Annotated in this window: 23 protein-coding genes; 22 read left to right on the forward strand and 1 reads right to left on the reverse strand. The window is 54.1% G+C overall.

The features are described from left to right. Positions 1–34 precede the first annotated feature (34 nt). From AAC855_RS15500 to AAC855_RS15565, 14 genes are all read left to right on the forward strand, one after another. Complete coding sequence (locus AAC855_RS15500) at positions 35–499, forward strand: head completion/stabilization protein (protein WP_340610784.1); 465 nt, start codon at positions 35–37, stop codon at positions 497–499. Then, complete coding sequence (locus AAC855_RS15505) at positions 499–702, forward strand: tail protein X (protein ID WP_340610786.1); 204 nt, start codon at positions 499–501, stop codon at positions 700–702. Before AAC855_RS15500 ends, AAC855_RS15505 begins: the two co-directional genes overlap by 1 nt. A gap of 19 nt (positions 703–721) precedes the next feature. Beyond that, positions 722–1,045, forward strand: coding sequence for a phage holin, lambda family (locus AAC855_RS15510; protein WP_340610788.1), 324 nt, complete (start codon positions 722–724; stop codon positions 1,043–1,045). Further along, complete coding sequence (locus AAC855_RS15515; protein WP_340610789.1) at positions 1,038–1,433, forward strand: structural protein; 396 nt, start codon at positions 1,038–1,040, stop codon at positions 1,431–1,433. Before AAC855_RS15510 ends, AAC855_RS15515 begins: the two co-directional genes overlap by 8 nt. Then, a complete protein-coding gene (locus AAC855_RS15520) occupies positions 1,430–1,891 on the forward strand; it encodes a lysis protein (RefSeq protein WP_340610790.1) in 462 nt (153 codons plus the stop codon). The genes AAC855_RS15515 and AAC855_RS15520 overlap by 4 nt, the downstream gene beginning before the upstream one ends. Positions 1,892–1,946: 55 nt before the next feature. Then, positions 1,947–2,258, forward strand: coding sequence for a cupin domain-containing protein (locus AAC855_RS15525; RefSeq protein ID WP_340610791.1), 312 nt, complete (start codon positions 1,947–1,949; stop codon positions 2,256–2,258). Positions 2,259–2,282: 24 nt separating this feature from the next. Further along, entirely contained in the window at positions 2,283–2,699 is a 417-nt protein-coding gene (locus AAC855_RS15530) for a phage tail protein (protein WP_340610792.1), read from the forward strand. Positions 2,700–2,704: 5 nt separating this feature from the next. Continuing rightward, entirely contained in the window at positions 2,705–3,337 is a 633-nt protein-coding gene (locus AAC855_RS15535) for a phage virion morphogenesis protein (RefSeq protein WP_340610794.1), read from the forward strand. A gap of 189 nt (positions 3,338–3,526) precedes the next feature. Continuing rightward, positions 3,527–4,177 (forward strand): phage baseplate assembly protein V, encoded by a 651-nt coding sequence (locus tag AAC855_RS15540; RefSeq protein ID WP_340610796.1) that lies wholly within the window; start codon positions 3,527–3,529, stop codon positions 4,175–4,177. Beyond that, positions 4,177–4,518 carry a GPW/gp25 family protein gene (locus tag AAC855_RS15545; protein ID WP_340610797.1) on the forward strand — a complete coding sequence of 114 codons (342 nt, stop codon included), beginning with the start codon at positions 4,177–4,179 and terminating at the stop codon, positions 4,516–4,518. The genes AAC855_RS15540 and AAC855_RS15545 overlap by 1 nt, the downstream gene beginning before the upstream one ends. A gap of 4 nt (positions 4,519–4,522) precedes the next feature. Next, on the forward strand, positions 4,523–5,431 hold the full coding sequence (locus AAC855_RS15550) for a baseplate assembly protein (protein WP_340610798.1): 909 nt from the start codon (positions 4,523–4,525) through the stop codon (positions 5,429–5,431). Continuing rightward, positions 5,424–6,032, forward strand: a complete 609-nt coding sequence (locus AAC855_RS15555) for a phage tail protein I (RefSeq protein ID WP_340610800.1) — start codon at positions 5,424–5,426, stop codon at positions 6,030–6,032. Before AAC855_RS15550 ends, AAC855_RS15555 begins: the two co-directional genes overlap by 8 nt. Beyond that, on the forward strand, positions 6,029–7,534 hold the full coding sequence (locus AAC855_RS15560) for a phage tail protein (protein ID WP_340610802.1): 1,506 nt from the start codon (positions 6,029–6,031) through the stop codon (positions 7,532–7,534). Before AAC855_RS15555 ends, AAC855_RS15560 begins: the two co-directional genes overlap by 4 nt. An 8-nt stretch (positions 7,535–7,542) precedes the next feature. Then, entirely contained in the window at positions 7,543–7,965 is a 423-nt protein-coding gene (locus AAC855_RS15565) for a tail fiber assembly protein (RefSeq protein ID WP_340610804.1), read from the forward strand. A gap of 25 nt (positions 7,966–7,990) precedes the next feature. Here the strand turns inward: AAC855_RS15565 and AAC855_RS15570 are convergent, their stop codons facing one another. Continuing rightward, positions 7,991–8,458: an acyltransferase gene (locus AAC855_RS15570; RefSeq protein WP_340610913.1), complete on the reverse strand. Its 468-nt coding sequence runs from the start codon at positions 8,456–8,458 to the stop codon at positions 7,991–7,993. A gap of 335 nt (positions 8,459–8,793) precedes the next feature. Between AAC855_RS15570 and AAC855_RS15575 the strand changes: the two genes are divergently transcribed. The 8 genes from AAC855_RS15575 to AAC855_RS15610 all read left to right on the forward strand — a co-directional run bounded on the left by AAC855_RS15575 (position 8,794) and on the right by AAC855_RS15610 (position 15,710). After that, positions 8,794–9,966 carry a phage tail sheath protein gene (locus AAC855_RS15575; RefSeq protein WP_340610806.1) on the forward strand — a complete coding sequence of 391 codons (1,173 nt, stop codon included), beginning with the start codon at positions 8,794–8,796 and terminating at the stop codon, positions 9,964–9,966. 10 nt (positions 9,967–9,976) lie between these two features. Then, positions 9,977–10,492 (forward strand): phage major tail tube protein, encoded by a 516-nt coding sequence (locus AAC855_RS15580; RefSeq protein ID WP_099124822.1) that lies wholly within the window; start codon positions 9,977–9,979, stop codon positions 10,490–10,492. Between the two features lie 26 nt (positions 10,493–10,518). Further along, complete coding sequence (locus tag AAC855_RS15585) at positions 10,519–10,836, forward strand: phage tail assembly protein (RefSeq protein WP_340610808.1); 318 nt, start codon at positions 10,519–10,521, stop codon at positions 10,834–10,836. A gap of 14 nt (positions 10,837–10,850) precedes the next feature. Next, entirely contained in the window at positions 10,851–10,967 is a 117-nt protein-coding gene (locus AAC855_RS15590; RefSeq protein ID WP_083600290.1) for a GpE family phage tail protein, read from the forward strand. Beyond that, positions 10,960–13,851, forward strand: a complete 2,892-nt coding sequence (locus AAC855_RS15595; protein ID WP_340610810.1) for a phage tail tape measure protein — start codon at positions 10,960–10,962, stop codon at positions 13,849–13,851. The genes AAC855_RS15590 and AAC855_RS15595 overlap by 8 nt, the downstream gene beginning before the upstream one ends. A gap of 2 nt (positions 13,852–13,853) precedes the next feature. After that, positions 13,854–14,318: a phage tail protein gene (locus tag AAC855_RS15600; RefSeq protein WP_340610812.1), complete on the forward strand. Its 465-nt coding sequence runs from the start codon at positions 13,854–13,856 to the stop codon at positions 14,316–14,318. Continuing rightward, positions 14,318–15,418, forward strand: coding sequence for a phage late control D family protein (locus AAC855_RS15605; RefSeq protein WP_340610814.1), 1,101 nt, complete (start codon positions 14,318–14,320; stop codon positions 15,416–15,418). Before AAC855_RS15600 ends, AAC855_RS15605 begins: the two co-directional genes overlap by 1 nt. 64 nt (positions 15,419–15,482) lie before the next feature. Further along, complete coding sequence (locus AAC855_RS15610; protein WP_099124817.1) at positions 15,483–15,710, forward strand: ogr/Delta-like zinc finger family protein; 228 nt, start codon at positions 15,483–15,485, stop codon at positions 15,708–15,710. The last annotated feature ends 541 nt before the right edge of the window (positions 15,711–16,251 follow it).

Consider the following 16,251-nt stretch of genomic DNA (forward strand, 5'->3'; position numbering starts at 1 on the left):
CCCGTCCACCGCCCGCCTATTACAAGGTAACCGTATGGATTTTATTGCACCGCAACCCGCGCAGGATGCGGATATCACCCTCAGCAGCGATCCGTTTTATCCCGCCGTCAGTCTGGGCCGTTACCGTGATGAGATGCGCAATGACGGCACCGTCACCACCCCCCGCTTAAAACAGGCGATGGCTAACGCTATTGTGGAAGCCAACCGCGAGCTGCACCGCTGGCACCTGATCAATATCCAGCAGGGCTATGCCACCTTATCCGAGGTGCCGGCATCAAGGGTGAATGGCGAAAGCGAGCTGATTTATCTCTATCACCGGGCCGTATTCTGTCTGACCAAAGCCAACCTGACCGAACGTTACCGGGATATCGACACCACCGCGAGCGGGACGAAAAAAGCGGACACACTGGACAGTACCATTGATGATTTATGGCGGGATGCCCAGTGGGCACTGCGCCGGATACAAGGGCAGGATCATGCCATCGTGGAGCTGATTTAATGCGGGTCTGGGCACAACAATATGACACGGTGGATGCGCTGTGCTGGCGTCATTACGGCCGGACACAGGGCGTCACCGAACAGGTACTGGAAGCCAATCCCGGTCTGGCGGATTTGGGCGCTATCCTGCCGCACGGCACCGAGGTGACATTGCCGGATATCGCGCCGGCACCGGTTACACCTACCCTGCAATTATGGGATTAAATCATGATGAGAAGACAGCATGGACAAACAACCTGATCTCTGGGCCGAGGTCTTAAACGGCTTACAGCAGGCGTGGCCGCAAATCTCCGGCTCGCTGTTAGCGGTGCTGATTTGCTATGGCCGGCTGATTTATGACGGCGTGGAGCGTAAAAATCGCTGGGTCGAACCGTTACTGTGCGGGGCGTTCTCATGGGGCATTGCCAGCGGGCTGGAAGTGTTCGGCATTCCCGGCTCTGTCTCACCGGCACTGGGGGGCGCTATCGGCTTTATCGGCGTTGAAAAACTGCGCGAGTTTGCGATCCGCGCCATTAACAAACGACTGGGAGACAAACCGCATGAGTAGAGGTATTCGCAACCATAATCCGGGCAATATCCGCCACGGGGATAACTGGCAGGGCCTGAGTGATCTCCAGACCGACAGCGCCTTTTGCCAGTTTACTGCGCCGGAATGGGGCATTCGGGCGATGCTGAAAATTCTGCGTAACTATGAGCGTAAATACGGCCTGAACAGTCTCCGCCAAATCATTACCCGCTGGGCACCGCCCCATGAGAACCACACGGAAAGCTATATTGCCTACGTGTGTAATGCGGTCGGGGTCGCCAGCCATGCGGTGATTGATGTCGATAACGCCGTGACCATGCGCCGGCTGGTGAAAGCCATCATTCAGATGGAGAACGGCCAGCAGCCTTACCCTGACTCACTGATTGACCGGGCGTTTAATCTGCTATGACATGGCGACTGAAAGCCGGTCTGATGCTGTTCGCACTGGCGTTAATGGGTTCGATGGCCTTTTCCGTCTGGTCGGTGTCGGCCGAAAACGGCCGGCTCACCCGTGAAAATACCGCCTTAACCACCTCCCTGTCAGAACAGGTGGCCATCAATACCCGACAGCAAACGCGCCTTAAGCAACTGGCTGAACAGGATGCCCGACACCTACAGGAACTGACCGATGCAAAGACTGAAATTGACCGGCTGCACACTGCTTCTCTGGCTCATCCTGAGCGGGTGTACATCAAGGCCCAGTGTCCTGCCCCTGAAACCGTTGCCACCGCCGGCATGGCTGATGCAACCCGCGCCCGACCTACAGACACCGCTGTCCGAAATTATTGGCTACTCCGGGAACGCATCGCCACCACTGAGCAAATGATCGCCGGGTTACAGGATTATATTCAGACCCAGTGTCAATAAATCCGGCGCTGTAGTATGTTAACGGCCTGTAAATAACTGTAGAGATATTAATCAGATGGAACATATCAAAAGCAAAACATTTAAAGCCGACCGGGCGTGGGGTTCACGACTTATCACTAATCTGGATGGCGTCACCGTCAAACTGCACTGGACGGATCAGCCGTACAAATGGCATATCAATGACGGGGAAGAAGTCTTCGCGGTCATGGATGGCACGGTGGAGATGCACTACAAAGAGCACGGGCAGATTAAAATAGCCCGACTGGAAACCGGCGATCTGTTTTATGCCACCGTCGGCACAGAGCATGTCGCCCATCCGGTGGGCGAGGCCCGAATTCTGGTCATCGAACGGGAAGGCAGTGTTTAGCCCGACATAACTGACAGGTGAACCATGAATAAACCGCATTTATTACGCACCGAACTGACCGGTAAAATCCCTTACCTGCGTGATAACCCCGAATATCTTCACCTGTTTGTGGAAGACGGTGCGGTGCTGGCCACCTTAGCACCGTCGCTGTCGTATGAATACGAATACACCCTGAATCTGATTATCGAAGCCTATCCGGGCGACCAGAATATTTTAATGGCGGTGGTCGGCCATTGGCTGCGTGAACATCAGCCGGATATCTTTGCCAACCCCGACAACCGCCGCAGCGGCTTTACCTTTGATGTCAATATCCTCAATGACCAGACCGCCGATATCAGTATTGATCTGAAACTCACCGAGCGGGTACAGGTCAGCACCGAGGACGGCATCAGCACCGTGACTGCTATCCCGGAGCCGGCCAACCCCTTTGCGCAGTGGTGATAAAGATGGATGATGACTTACAGCCATTGGACAGTGTCCTGACCGCTTTGCTCACCCAGCTTTCCCCGCCCAGCCGCAAACAACTGGCCCGCGACATTGCCCGTGACCTGCGTAAAAGCCAGATGCAACGCATCCGTGCCCAGCGTAACCCCGATGGCAGCCGCTATAGCCAGCGCAAGGCGCAGATCCTGACGGTGCAGAAAGGCATGAAGTTTGTCTGGCGCGGGGAAACCCGCAGCCTAAAAAACTGGCAGTACCGCAAGGGCAAAAACGGGAAAGTGATCACCGGCTATGATACTGAGCGCAAAGGACTGCGCACCTTCTACCGCAACGATATTCAGCAGATGCTGGAAAAGAAAACCGACCGCCTCCAGACGCGCAAGGGCAGCAAAAAGACCCGCATGTTTAAGAAACTGGCGACCGCCCGTTATCTGCGTCTGTCAGCCAGTGATAAAGAAACGGTGATTTTCTTTGCCCCGAAAGTGGCCAACGTTGCCCGGGTGCATCAGTTTGGCCTGAAAGAGCGTCAACGCGGCAAGCAGATTGAGGTGAAATACCCGGAGCGCCGTTTGTTAGGCCTGACTCCACAGGATATTGCCCATATCGAAGCACAAATCCTCAAACATCTTACCTTTTGATATCCCCTATGCATTTCAAGTGACATCGCGGCGGCAAGGGAATTCATCCCCGGGAGCATAGCGAACTATGTGACCGGGGTGAGTGAGCGCAGCCAACAAAGAGGTCGCTTGAAAGGCGACGGGGATGTGTCAGGGCTGGTACAAGCCCCTTGCCGTGCAGGTGCATGGATTTAGTGCCATGTTGTCGGCATGAACACACAATATTCTCATTCCCAAACCACGGAACTGTTGCGCCGGCTGCGCAACCTGATCCGCACCGGCACTGTGACACAGGTCGATACGGCCCGCGGTCTGTGCCGGGTCGAAACCGGCCACCTTGAAACTGATTGGCTGAACTGGCTCACCACCCGCGCCGGGCGTGCCCGTACATGGTGGGCACCCAGTGTCGGGGAGCAGGTGATTTTGCTGGCCATCGGTGGTGACCTCACCACGGCGTTTGTCTTACCCGCTATCTTTTCCGATACGTGTCCGGCCCCGTCGGCGTCTGCTGATGCGGTACACATCGCTTTTCCTGACGGGGCGGTGATGGAGTATGAACCGAACAGCAGCGCCTTAACCGTCAGCGGGATCAAAACTGCGACGGTCACCGCCTCGGTCTCCGTGCAGGTGACCGCCCCGCAAATTACCTGTACCGCTAGCGAACAGATCACATTAGCCACGCCGGTCGTCATGTGTACAAACCATCTCACCACCGGCAGTCTGGCGATCCGTCAGGGCGGGACAATGCACGGGAATATCATCCATACCGACGGCCAGTTCAGTTCTAACGGAGTGGTTGTCGATACGCATCACCATGTTGGCGTGCGTTCCGGTGATGGCACCTCCGGTGGGCCGGTCTGATGTTGTATTTAGGCATGAACCGCCAGACCGGGGCAGCCATGACCGAGATTGATCACTTGCGCCAGTCGGTCAGCGATATTCTGTTAACCCCCATCGGCAGCCGATTGACCCGCCGTCCGTATGGTTCGCTGCTGTCGGCGTTAATCGACGCCCCGCAGAATCCCGCGTTACGCCTGCAACTGATGGCGGCCTGTTATACCGCTATCCAGCAATGGGAGCCGCGCATTGTCCTGACCGCCATCAGTGTGACCTCCGGCCATGCCGGGCAGGCCACAGTAGAAATTAACGGTTATTTTCAGCCGACCCACGACCCCGTCACATTTTCCGTGCCCGTGAGGTGACCTGATGCCCACCATTGATTTAAGCCTGCTCCCCCCGCCCGATGTGGTGGAACCGCTCGATTTTGAAACCCTGCTGGCTGAACGCAAAGCCGCGTTAATTGCCTTATATCCTCCCGACCAGCGCGAGGCCCTGACCCGCACACTGGCGCTGGAATCCGAACCACTCACCAAGCTGTTACAGGAAAATGCCTATCGGGAGCTGTTGCTGCGCCAGCGCATCAATGAAGCGGCTCGCGCGGCGATGGTGGCGTTTGCCAGAGGGGCGGATTTAGACCAACTGGGGGCCAATAACAATGTCAGCCGACTGGTCTTACAGCCTGCCGATAACGCCGCCGTGCCGCCCATACCAGCCGTACTGGAAGCGGACGCCGATTTTCGCGTACGTATCCCGCAGGCCTTTGAGGGCTTAAGCGTCGCCGGGCCGGTGGCATCGTATGAATACCATGCCCGCAGTGCCGATGGTCGTGTTGCCGATGCGTCGGTGATTAGCCCATCACCAGCCTGTGTGACGGTCAGTATTCTTTCGCGTGACGGGAACGGCGCAGCCAATAGCGAACTGATTGATATCGTCACCCATGCATTGAATGATGAGGACGTCCGTCCGGTGGCCGACCGTCTGACAGTGCAGTCGGCCAAAATTGTCAACTATGCCATTGACGCCGTGCTGTACCTCTATCCAACGCCGGAATATGAGCCGATATTGCAGGATGCGCGGGTACGGCTGGCGCGCTATACCGCTGAACAGCACCGCATTGGCCGGGACATTGTCCGCAGTGCCATCTTTGCCGCCCTCCATGTGCCCGGTGTGCAGCGGGTGGAGTTGAAAGCACCGGCCAAAGATATGATTTTAGACAAGACGCAGGCCAGTTATTGCACCTCCGCTCATATCACGCTCGGGGGTTCGGATGAATAACCGTCTGTTACCGGTCGGTTCGTCTCCGCTGGAAGTGGCGGCCGCCGAAGCGCTCAGCAGTCTGGCCGCTGTTCCCGTGCCGATACGGGATGTATGGCAGCCGGATCGCTGTCCGGTCAGGTTATTACCTTATTTAGCATGGGCATGGTCGGTGGACCGCTGGGATATGGACTGGCCGGAGCACGTCAAACGGGAGTCGATTAAAGCGGCAATGTTTGTGCATAAACATAAAGGTACGATTGGGGCGATCCGTCGGGTAGTGGAACCTTTCGGCTATCTCATTCGCGTCATTGAATGGTGGCAGAACCATGATGCGCCCGGCACCTTTCGCCTCGATATCGGGGTGATGGATACCGGTATCACCGAAGCCACCTATCACGAGCTGGAACGCCTTATTTTTGATGCCAAACCCGCCTCGCGTCACCTGATTGGGATGTCCATTCAACTGGAAACCGGCGGTACCGCTTATTGTGCTGCTGCCTGCTATGACGGCGATGTGCTGACGGTTTACCCCTATCTGGCAGAGAGTCTCACGGTCACCGGGGCGGATGTTGTCGGAGCCGGGATACATATTATTGATACCATGAGGATTGGAGTATGAGTAAATATTTTGCCCTGTTAACCCGATTAGGGGCAGACCGGCTGGCGAACGCCGCCGCACTGGGCACCAAAATTGAAATCACCCACATGGCGGTGGGAGATGGAGGCGGCAGTTTGCCAACACCAGACACTAATCAGCAAAAGCTGATTAACGAAAAACGCCGGGCAGCCATCAATGTGCTGAGCGTTGACCCGAAGAATACGAACCAGATTATTGCCGAGCAGGTGATACCCGAACACGAGGGCGGTTGGTGGATACGGGAAATCGGCTTGTTTGATAAAGACGGCGTGCTGATGGCGGTCGGCAACTGTGCCGAGACCTACAAACCGCAGTTACAGGAAGGTTCCGGCAGAACGCAGACCATCCGCATGGTGCTGATTGTCAGCCACACGAATGCCGTGACGCTGAAAATTGACCCGTCGGTGGTGCTGGCGACGCGGGAGTATGCGGATGCGTCTATTGTTCAGGCGATTCGTGAACATGCGCAGAGCCGCCGGCATCCTGATGCGACACTGACAGAGAAAGGGTTTGTTATCCTGAGCAATGCTGTTGATAGCCAGAGTGAGACACAGGCCGCCACCCCCAGAGCCGTTAAAGTAGTGTATGACTTAGCCAGTTCGGCGAATAATAATGCCAATGGCCGTGTCCCGGCTAACCGTCAAATTAATGGCAGGCCATTATCCGCCGATATCACACTCAGTGCGGCCGATGTTAACGCTTATACCAAAACGGAAACGGATTCCCGTGTAAACGATACTTATTCACTGGCCAAGGTGGCGAATCAAAATGCGGCCAACGCCAATCGCAACGCCAATAATCGTCTTGAAAAAGCGAAGAATGGGGCAGATATTCAGGACAAGCAAGCGTTTGTGGAAAACCTCGGTTTAGCGAATGTGAAGTGGTTGGCAGAGAATGCCTATCCCATAAAAGGGGGCGCTATCTATGGGAATATTGACGCAGCGGGGTATATCTCGGGAGAGGGCATTTTTGAATCAGGCAGTATCCGGGTTTACAGCCCGAATAATAAACCCAAACCGGATGAGATTGGCGCGTATCCCCAAACGGGAGGTGTGCTCCACGGGAATGTGGACGCGACGGGATTTTTGCGGTCGGGTGAGGGCCAGAACATTGTGTCATCACAGGATGTGTGGGCGCATCGATACGTGCTGGAGAAAGGGCAACGGGTTTATAGTCCGAATAACCCCCCGACCGAGGCATTATTAGAGGAAAATGGCTGGTTTCGGGATAACACCCACGGGATGGTTATTCAATGGGGCCGGGGGAAATATTCCGATGGTCAACGGGTTGATTTTCCCCGGCCATTTACCCGGTTTGTGTGCGCGGTGACGATAAGCTCTGACCCTGCAGAAACCGCGAATGCGGAGATAGCACAGGCCTATCCCCAAGATAAAACCGCGTTTGTCGTCGCGTGTGGGGTATACCGTAATGATGGTTTTCATCGGTCGGAACTGAACTGTACTTGGATAGCAATCGGATATTGAGGGGAAACATGTACGTTTACAGTGCAAAAAACAATGCCTTTTACCCGCTGGACTGGCAGCTCTGGTATCTTGAGGCGGGGACGTGGCCGGCGGATGGGATAGAAGTCAACGAGGCGGTTTATGCCGAATTTGCGGCCAATGGCCCGCCGGAGGGGAAATGCCGCATCGCAGGAAAGCAGGGATTGCCGGTATGGGCGGATATCCCGCCCCTGACCACGGAAGAATTACAATCCCGGGCTGAACAGGAAAAACGTTATCGTCTGTCACAGGCTGCCAACGCGATTGCCCCACTGCAATACGCCGTTGACCTTCAGATGGCAACAAAGGTGGAGCAGGCATCCCTGTTGGCATGGAAAAAATATTGTGTGTTGCTCAACCGGGTAGATTGTTTCGCTGCATCCGATATCCACTGGCCTGAACAGCCCACGTAAAAACAGGGGCGATGGCCCCTGTGGGTTAATCTTCTTTCTTGGCCCATCCAACAATTTGAGCAGGATTCCCTGTCACAATGGCATAATCAGGAATATCTTTTGTCACTACCGCCCCCGCCCCCACGATACAATATTGACCCAGTGTCAGGCCGGGGAGAATAGTGGCGTTGGCTCCAAGGGAGGCCCCTTTTTTAATGTGTGTTTTTAGGAACCGGTCAGGGTATTTTTTAGAACGAGGATATTTATCATTAGTGAAAGCGACACAGGGACCAATAAATACGTCATTTTCGATCGTGATACCATCCCAGAGGAAGCTCCCTGATTTTATGGTCACCCTGTCGCCAACGATGACATCGTTCTCAATCAGGGTATGCGCACAGATATTGCAGTCTTTACCGATTCGGGCATGGGGGAAAATCACACTGAACTGCCAAATTCGAGACCCTTGACCTATATTCAAGGATTGCACATCACTCAGCGGGTGAATATTCAATGTATTCATCTTATCCTCGGACTGTTGTTATTAAGGGGGAATTTTTTAACCGAATGAATGTTATCTTGTTTATAAATTAATACAGGATGATAGGGATTAATTATTTTTATTTCAGTTCAATAGAATTGTATGGTGGTGTACAGAGTGTGGATGACAGGCAAGTATTAATAAGGGAAATAGTCACTTTCATCCTCGGCCCTCAATATCTTTGCCAAAGCCATCGCGTTTTTTCATTCGAAACGGATTTGTACCAGCCCCCACACAGCCCTCATTACGGGCATTTTATTGTCACACCGACCACCATAGCGCTATCCCTTTTACCGGAGCAGATGGCTATGGCCCAGGACTATCACCACGGCGTGCGGGTGCAGGAAATCAACGAAGGCACCCGCACCATTACTACCGTCAGTACCGCGATTATCGGCTTGGTCGCCACCGCCGACGATGCTGACCCTAATACTTTTCCCTTAAATACCCCGGTCTTGCTGACCGATGTGTTGACCGCCAGTGGCAAGGCGGGGGAAACCGGCACACTGGCCCATGCGCTGAGAGCGATTGCCGAACAGGCCAAACCCGTGACCGTCGTTGTGCGCGTGGCGCAGGGCAAAACCGAAGCCGAGACCACCACGAATATCATTGGCGGTGTGACGGCTGAGGGCAAAAAAACCGGCATGCAGGCCCTGTTGGCCGCACAAAGTCAGCTCGGGGTGAAGCCGCGCATTCTGGCCGTACCCGGCCACGATACCCTGCCGGTGGCGCAGAAACTGGCCGGCATTGCCCAGCAACTGCGCGCGATGGCGTATGTCAGCGCATATGGCTGTAAAACGATTTCACAGGTGATGGACTACCGCAAAAACTTTGGCCAGCGTGAACTGATGCTGATATGGCCGGATTTCTTAAGCTGGGATACGGTTGCTAAGCGTACCGCCACGGCGTATGCCACCGCCCGTGCGGTGGGTCTGCGCGCCAAGATTGACGAAGAGAGCGGCTGGCATAAAACCCTGTCCAACGTTGGTGTGAATGGCGTCACCGGCCTGTCCGCTGACGTGTTCTGGGATTTGCAGGATGTGGCCACCGATGCCAATCTGCTGAACCAGAACGACGTTACCACGCTTATTCGCAAAGACGGCTTTCGCTTCTGGGGGTCGCGTACCTGTTCGGACGATAAACTGTTCCAGTTTGAAAGTTACACCCGCACCGCACAAATACTGGCCGATACGATGGCCGAGGCGCATATGTGGGCGATTGATAAACCGCTCACCCCCTCACTGGTGCGTGACATTATCGAAGGCATCAATGCCAAGCTGCGCGAGCTGAAAGCCAACGGTTACCTGATTGACGGCCAATGCTGGTATGACGCCACCGTCAACGACAAGGACACCCTGAAAGCGGGCAAGCTCTATCTCGATTATGACTATACGCCGGTGCCGCCGCTGGAAAACCTGCTGCTGCGCCAGCGCATCACCGACCAGTATCTGATGAATTTCGCCAACAGCGTCAACAGCTAAGGGACAACACATGGCATTCCCACGCAAACTGAAATATTTAAACCTGTTTAACGACGGGAACAACTATCAGGGCATGGTGGAAGAACTGACCCTGCCGAAACTGAGCCGCAAGCTCGAAGCCTATCGCGGCGGCGGCATGAACGGGGCGGCCCATGTCGACCTCGGCTTGGATGATGGCGCACTGGATGCGGAATTTACGCTCGGCGGGGTGGAAGCCCAGCTCTACAAACAATGGGGCATTGCCAAAGCCGACGGCGTCATGCTGCGCTTTAACGGCTCCTTTCAGCGTGACGACACCGGGGAGGTAATCGCCGTCGAAGTGGTCATGCGCGGGCGCTTCTCGGAGTTTGACCCCGGCAACTACAAACAGGGCGACAACACCCAGACCAAAGTCAGCGCCAAAAATACCTATTTTAAACTGACGATGGACGGCGACGTCCTGATTGAAATCGACACCATTAATATGGTGGAAATCGTCGGCGGCGTCGACCGTCTGGAAGCCCACCGCCGGGCGATTGGCCTGTAACCCCTCACCCCTAAGGAACCTGAATCATGACTGAACAAACGACTTTACCGCAGACTGAACAAGCCACCGTCACGCTGGAAGAGCCGATTGCCCGTGGTGCGACCACCATCACTGATATTATTATCCGCAAACCGACCAGCGGTGCCCTGCGCGGCGTGCGTTTGCAGGCCCTGATGGAAATGGACGTCGATTCCATGATGCTGGTGTTGCCCCGCGTGACTACGCCGGCCCTGACCAAAAATGATCTGCTGCTGATGGCGCCGGGCGACCTGATTAACCTCAGTGTCGAGGTGGTCAATTTTTTGTTGCCGAAGTCGGTGAAGTCCGATTTCCAGACAGCTTAACCCCGGACGAACTGGTGGCGGATATCGCCACCGTCTTTCACTGGTCGCCCGCCGTGACCGCCGACATGTCCCTGCCGGAATTATTGGAGTGGCGTTACCGGGCCATCAAACGGAGTGGTGCCGATGAGTGATCGCAACCTGCGCCTGCAAGTGGTGTTAAATGCCGTGGACAAACTGACCCGGCCTTTTAAAAGTGCGCAGGAAACCAACAAGCGGCTGGCGGAGACCATCAAACAATCACGCCAGCAACTGCGCGAGTTAAACCAGCAGGCCGGCAAGATTGACGGTTTTCGCAAGACTAAACGTCAGCTGGCCGACGCTGAACAGGCTTATCAGCGTGCCACTGACCGGGTAACGGCGTTAAGTCGCGCCTTCAATGCCACGGCCAACCCGACCCAAACCCAGATCCGGCAACTCCAGCAGGCTAAAAATGCTGCCCGTCAGTTCAAAGACAAAACCCAGTCCTTAAGTCAGTCCCTGCAACGCCAGCGTGATGCCCTGCGCGAGAGTGGTATCTCGACTCACCGGCTCGGGGAGGCCCAGCGGCGTATTAACGGGGATATCAGCCGTACCACCGGCGCACTCGAACGACAGCAGCAGCAACTGGAACGGCTGCGCCAGCAGGAACAACGCATGGCGGCGGCCAAATCCCGCTACCAGAAAATGAAGGACGTGCGTAATCAGGTGGCGACGACAGGTGCAGCCGCCACCGCCGCTGGCGTGGGGACACTCTATAGCGCCAAGCGTGTGATGATGCCGGGCTATGATTTTGAAGTCGGTATGTCGAAAGTACAGGCACTCACCCGCCTTGATAATAATTCACCGGAACTCAAGAAACTGCGCGAGCAGGCACGGGAATTAGGAAAATCGACCCAGTTCACCGCCAATCAGGTGGCACAGGGGCAAAGTTTTTATGCGATGGCCGGTTTTAATCCCGATCAAATCCGTAAAGCCATGCCCGGTACGTTGTCCATGTCACTGGCAGGCGATACTGATCTAGCTACTACAGCGGATATTGGCTCGAATATTTTGACCGGTTTTAAACTGAAATCCGATGATATGGGCCGCGTCAGTGATGTGCTGGTCGGGGCGTTTACCCGGTCGAATACCAACCTGACGATGCTGGGTGAAACCATGAAGTATGTGGCACCCGTTGCCGCTGGTCTGGGTGTGGATATTGAAACGGCCGCTGCGGCAACAGGGAAACTCGGGGATGCCGGGATTCAGGGCAGTATGGCGGGCACAGCCTTAAGATCTATTCTAGGGCGATTGGCCGAACCGCCAACCGCTGCCGCCAAAGCACTGAAAAAATTAAGCATTCAAACCAAAGATGCGAAGGGTAACCTGCGCGCTTTACCGGATATTCTGACTGAGCTGAATGCTAAAACCGCCAAAATGGGGAATGCCGAACGGGCGGGTATCTTTAAGGCCATTGCCGGAGAAGAAGCTTTTTCGGCTTTATCCGTTCTGGCCGATCAGGCGGGTTCAGGGGAGTTGCAAAAACTCACCAAAGAACTGAAGAACGCACAAGGTGAAGCGAAGAAAGTCGCCGATACTATGACAAACAATCTGGACGGCGACCTGAAAGCATTGTCGTCTGCATGGGAAGATCTCGGCATCCAAATCTTTGGCGGCGTGGATAGCCCATTGCGTGGAATTACCAAACGCATTACCCGTATTATCAGCAAAACAGGGGAATGGATGAAAGCCAACCCTGAGCTGACCAAAACCTTAACGATGGTGGGGATTGGGTTAGGCGTGATATTAACCTTATTTGGCGCGATCACTCTGGCTTTGGCAGCCTTGTTGGGGCCACTGGTGATGGTGAGATTTGGCCTGAGCGTGTTGGGTATCAAAGGTGCCGGCTCTATGGGACGGCTGCGCAAGGGCGCTTCCCAGCTGGGTAAGGGATTGATCTGGATGAGTCAGAAGGGAATGACCGGTATTAAATTGCTGGGTAAAGGGATGCAGTGGATGGGTAAGCGGGGGCTGGCTGGGGCTAAATTGCTGGGCAAAGGCATGTTGTGGATGGGTAAGATGAGTCTGGCCGGATTAAAATTATTGGGTCGTGGTCTTCTCTTTCTGGGCAAGGGGATCATGTGGCTGGGCCGTCTGATGCTGATGAATCCCATCTTACTGGTTATCAGTCTGATTGCGCTGGGCGCTTATCTTATCTGGAAAAACTGGGACAAGCTGGGGCCGTGGTTTAAACAACTCTGGGATAATATCTCTGAGTATGTTTCCACCGCATGGCAGAACATCAAGCAAAAGATCAGCGGCAAGTGGGAAGAAATCAAGCAGGACACCCGGAATAAATGGGAAGGCATCAAAAAGACGATTTCCGACAAATGGAATGAAATTGTTGAAGACACCAAGAAACTGCCGGAAAAATTTAAGCAGTTCGGTACGGAAATTATCGAAAAACTCATCAACGGCATCAAAGAGAAATGGAAGGCCCTGAAACAGAGCATTGCCAATCTGGGAACCGAGCTTAAAGACGCCATCACCCCGGATTTTATGAAAACGCAGACGACCAAACCGGACGTGAAACAAGCGCTGGATGCCTATCACAACACCAACAATGCCAACCCGATGGCCGGGTTCTTCGGAGCCTTTGATCGGGGCGGTGCTATCCCAGCCGGCAAATTCGGGCTGGTCGGTGAGCATGGCCCGGAACTGATTAACGGCCCGGTGCGCGTCACCAGCCGTCGACAGACGGCGGCACTGGCCAGTATGGCTGCGGCGGCCCTGTCAATGGGCGTTTCTACCGTCAGTGCCCAACCCGCACCGCTGCATCCTTACAGCCTGCCCGTGGCGCAATACCAAAATGCCGGGGTGACGGTTAACCATTCAACCCAGCACAGTGATCGCCCGGCCTATGAAATTCATATTCACCCCACACCGGCACAATCGGCGCAGGATATCGCACAGGCGGTCGCCCGTGAACTGGATCGCCGCGAACAACAGCGACGTGCCCGCGCCCGCAGTGCCTTTGCTGACAGAGAGGAATTTTAATCATGATGGCCGCCCTCGGTTTATTTGTCTTTATGCTGAAAACCACCCCTTACCAGAGCCTGCAACACCAGCAATCATGGCGTTACGGCTTTAACAGCCGGGTCGGTGCCCGTCCGGCCTTTCAGTTTATGGGACCCAACAATGACACCATCACCTTATCCGGCAGCCTGTATCCAGAAATCAGCGGAGGCCGCCTGTCGTTACTGGCCCTGCAACTGATGGCTGACAGCGGTAAAGCATGGTCGTTTCTGGACGGACACGGCATGATTTACGGCATGTTTATTATTGAAAGTATTGACCAGACCAAAAGCGAATTCTTTGTTGATGGCGCGGCCAGAAAGATTGACTTTACGGTCACCCTGCGCCGCGTGGATGAGAACTTAGGTGAGATGTTCGGGGATCTGCGCAGCCAATTGTCTGACCTGAAAACCAGTGCCACCAATCAACTGAGTGGAATGATCCCCTGATGGCTTTACCAAAAATTGACTGGATAACGGGCGATACTCACACACCGGTCTATATCCTCAGCGCCGGCGATGACAATATCAACGCCCGCATTCAAAAGCGCTTAATGTCCCTGACCCTGACCGATAATCGCGGCTTTGAGGCTGACCAGCTCGATATTGAACTGGACGACAGCGACGGCCAGCTGGTATTACCCCGTCGGGGAACCACGCTGTCATTGCATCTGGGCTGGCAGGGAGAAGTCCCTGTCCATAAGGGCCAGTTTATTGTTGATGAAATCGAATACAGCGGTGCGCCGGATAAAATCACCGTGCGTGCCCGCAGTGCCGATTTTCGGGCGAGCCTCAATCTCAGCCGGGAATTCTCTTACCATCAGAAAACCCTCAGTGACATTGTGCGCACCATCGCCATGCGTAATCACCTGAAAGCGGAAATTGATAACCAACTGGCCGGCATTACGTTAAACCACATTGACCAGACTAACGAATCTGACGGCAGCTTCTTAACCCGGCTGGCCACACAGGAAGGGGCGATTGCCACGGTCAAGAACGGCTACCTGTTGTTTATGCAACAAGGGAACAACACCACCGTCAGTGGCCGCCCATTGCCGACGGTGATCATCACCCGTCAGTCCGGTGATGGGTATCGGTTTTCACTGGCTGACCGCAGCGCCTATACCGGCGTCTCGGCCAGCTGGCTGAATACCCGTGAACCGAAGCAAAAAACCCCGGTAACGGTCAAGCGCCGGAAACGCAAAGCCACGCCGCAGAAAAAGGAAGAAAAACAGGGAGATTATCTGGTCGGCAGTGAAGGTAATGTGTTCATCATGAAACACACCTACGCCAACAAGGCCAATGCTGAGCGGGCCGCCAAAGCCGAGTGGGAAAAAATTCAGCGCGGTGTCGCCTCGTTCTCTATCCAGCTGGCCAAGGGTAGGCCGGAACTGTTACCGGAAATGAAAGTCCGGGTCAGCGGCTTTAAACCGCAAATCGACGGCACCGACTGGACGCTGGTCACCGTCACGCATACTTTAAATGACAGAGGGTTAACTTCGGCCTTAGAGTTGGAAGTGAAAATATCGGATGCTGACATGGGCGTCTGATTTGTTATAATCGCGCCATCGCCTAACACAGCTGGCGCTTTCCTGATTTTGAGGTACTCACATTATGATGAGATGCCCCCTTTGCGGCCATGTGGCCCACACACGCAGCAGTTTTGAACACACCACCGAAACCAAAGAACGTTATAACCAGTGCCAGAATATCAATTGCGGTGCCACGTTCGTCAGTCATGAAACGTTTGTCCGTTGGGTAGCTAAGCCCACTTTAGTTGAGTTTGCTCCACCACACCCTGAAAAGGGGCAGCAGACGGTCATGTGCTTTGATAGCCCTTAAAATCATTAGCCTCTGTTAGCAAGGGGCTATATTTTTATCTTCCTGCCACTGACAAAGAAAATTTTTTTTGCGTCGCCACTTCATCGCCATTTTGTCGCCACTTTTCATTTTTACGGTTTAATCTTTGTGCTGAACAATAATTATTCATAAAAGATGTTTTTTTATTCACTGAAAATATTTTAAAAAAATAGAAAAGTCAGGCTGTAGAAGGGGATAAGAAGCGGGGTAAATGATATTGGATAAATAACCAGTGGTGCCGAGGTGCTGCCAATCTGCTGCCAATTCTGAATTTTCGTGCACTAAAAACCAGAGAAAAAAGCCACCTTGCGGTGGCCTTTTTTATTCCCGAACTCACTGTTTTATCAGTGGTTTTTAATTTGGTGCCCAGGGCGGGACTTGAACCCGCACAGCCTTACAGCCGAGGGATTTTAAAATCGTTGTTTTTTTATTTAAAATCAATTGATTACAAGTTTTTCACCTAATATGGGCTATTATTTTCACCCTTTTAAATCAGCTTGTTAGGCGATCATTTTGTTGAATA

It is taken from the genome of Xenorhabdus bharatensis (assembly GCF_037996705.1).
Lineage (GTDB): Bacteria > Pseudomonadota > Gammaproteobacteria > Enterobacterales > Enterobacteriaceae > Xenorhabdus > Xenorhabdus bharatensis.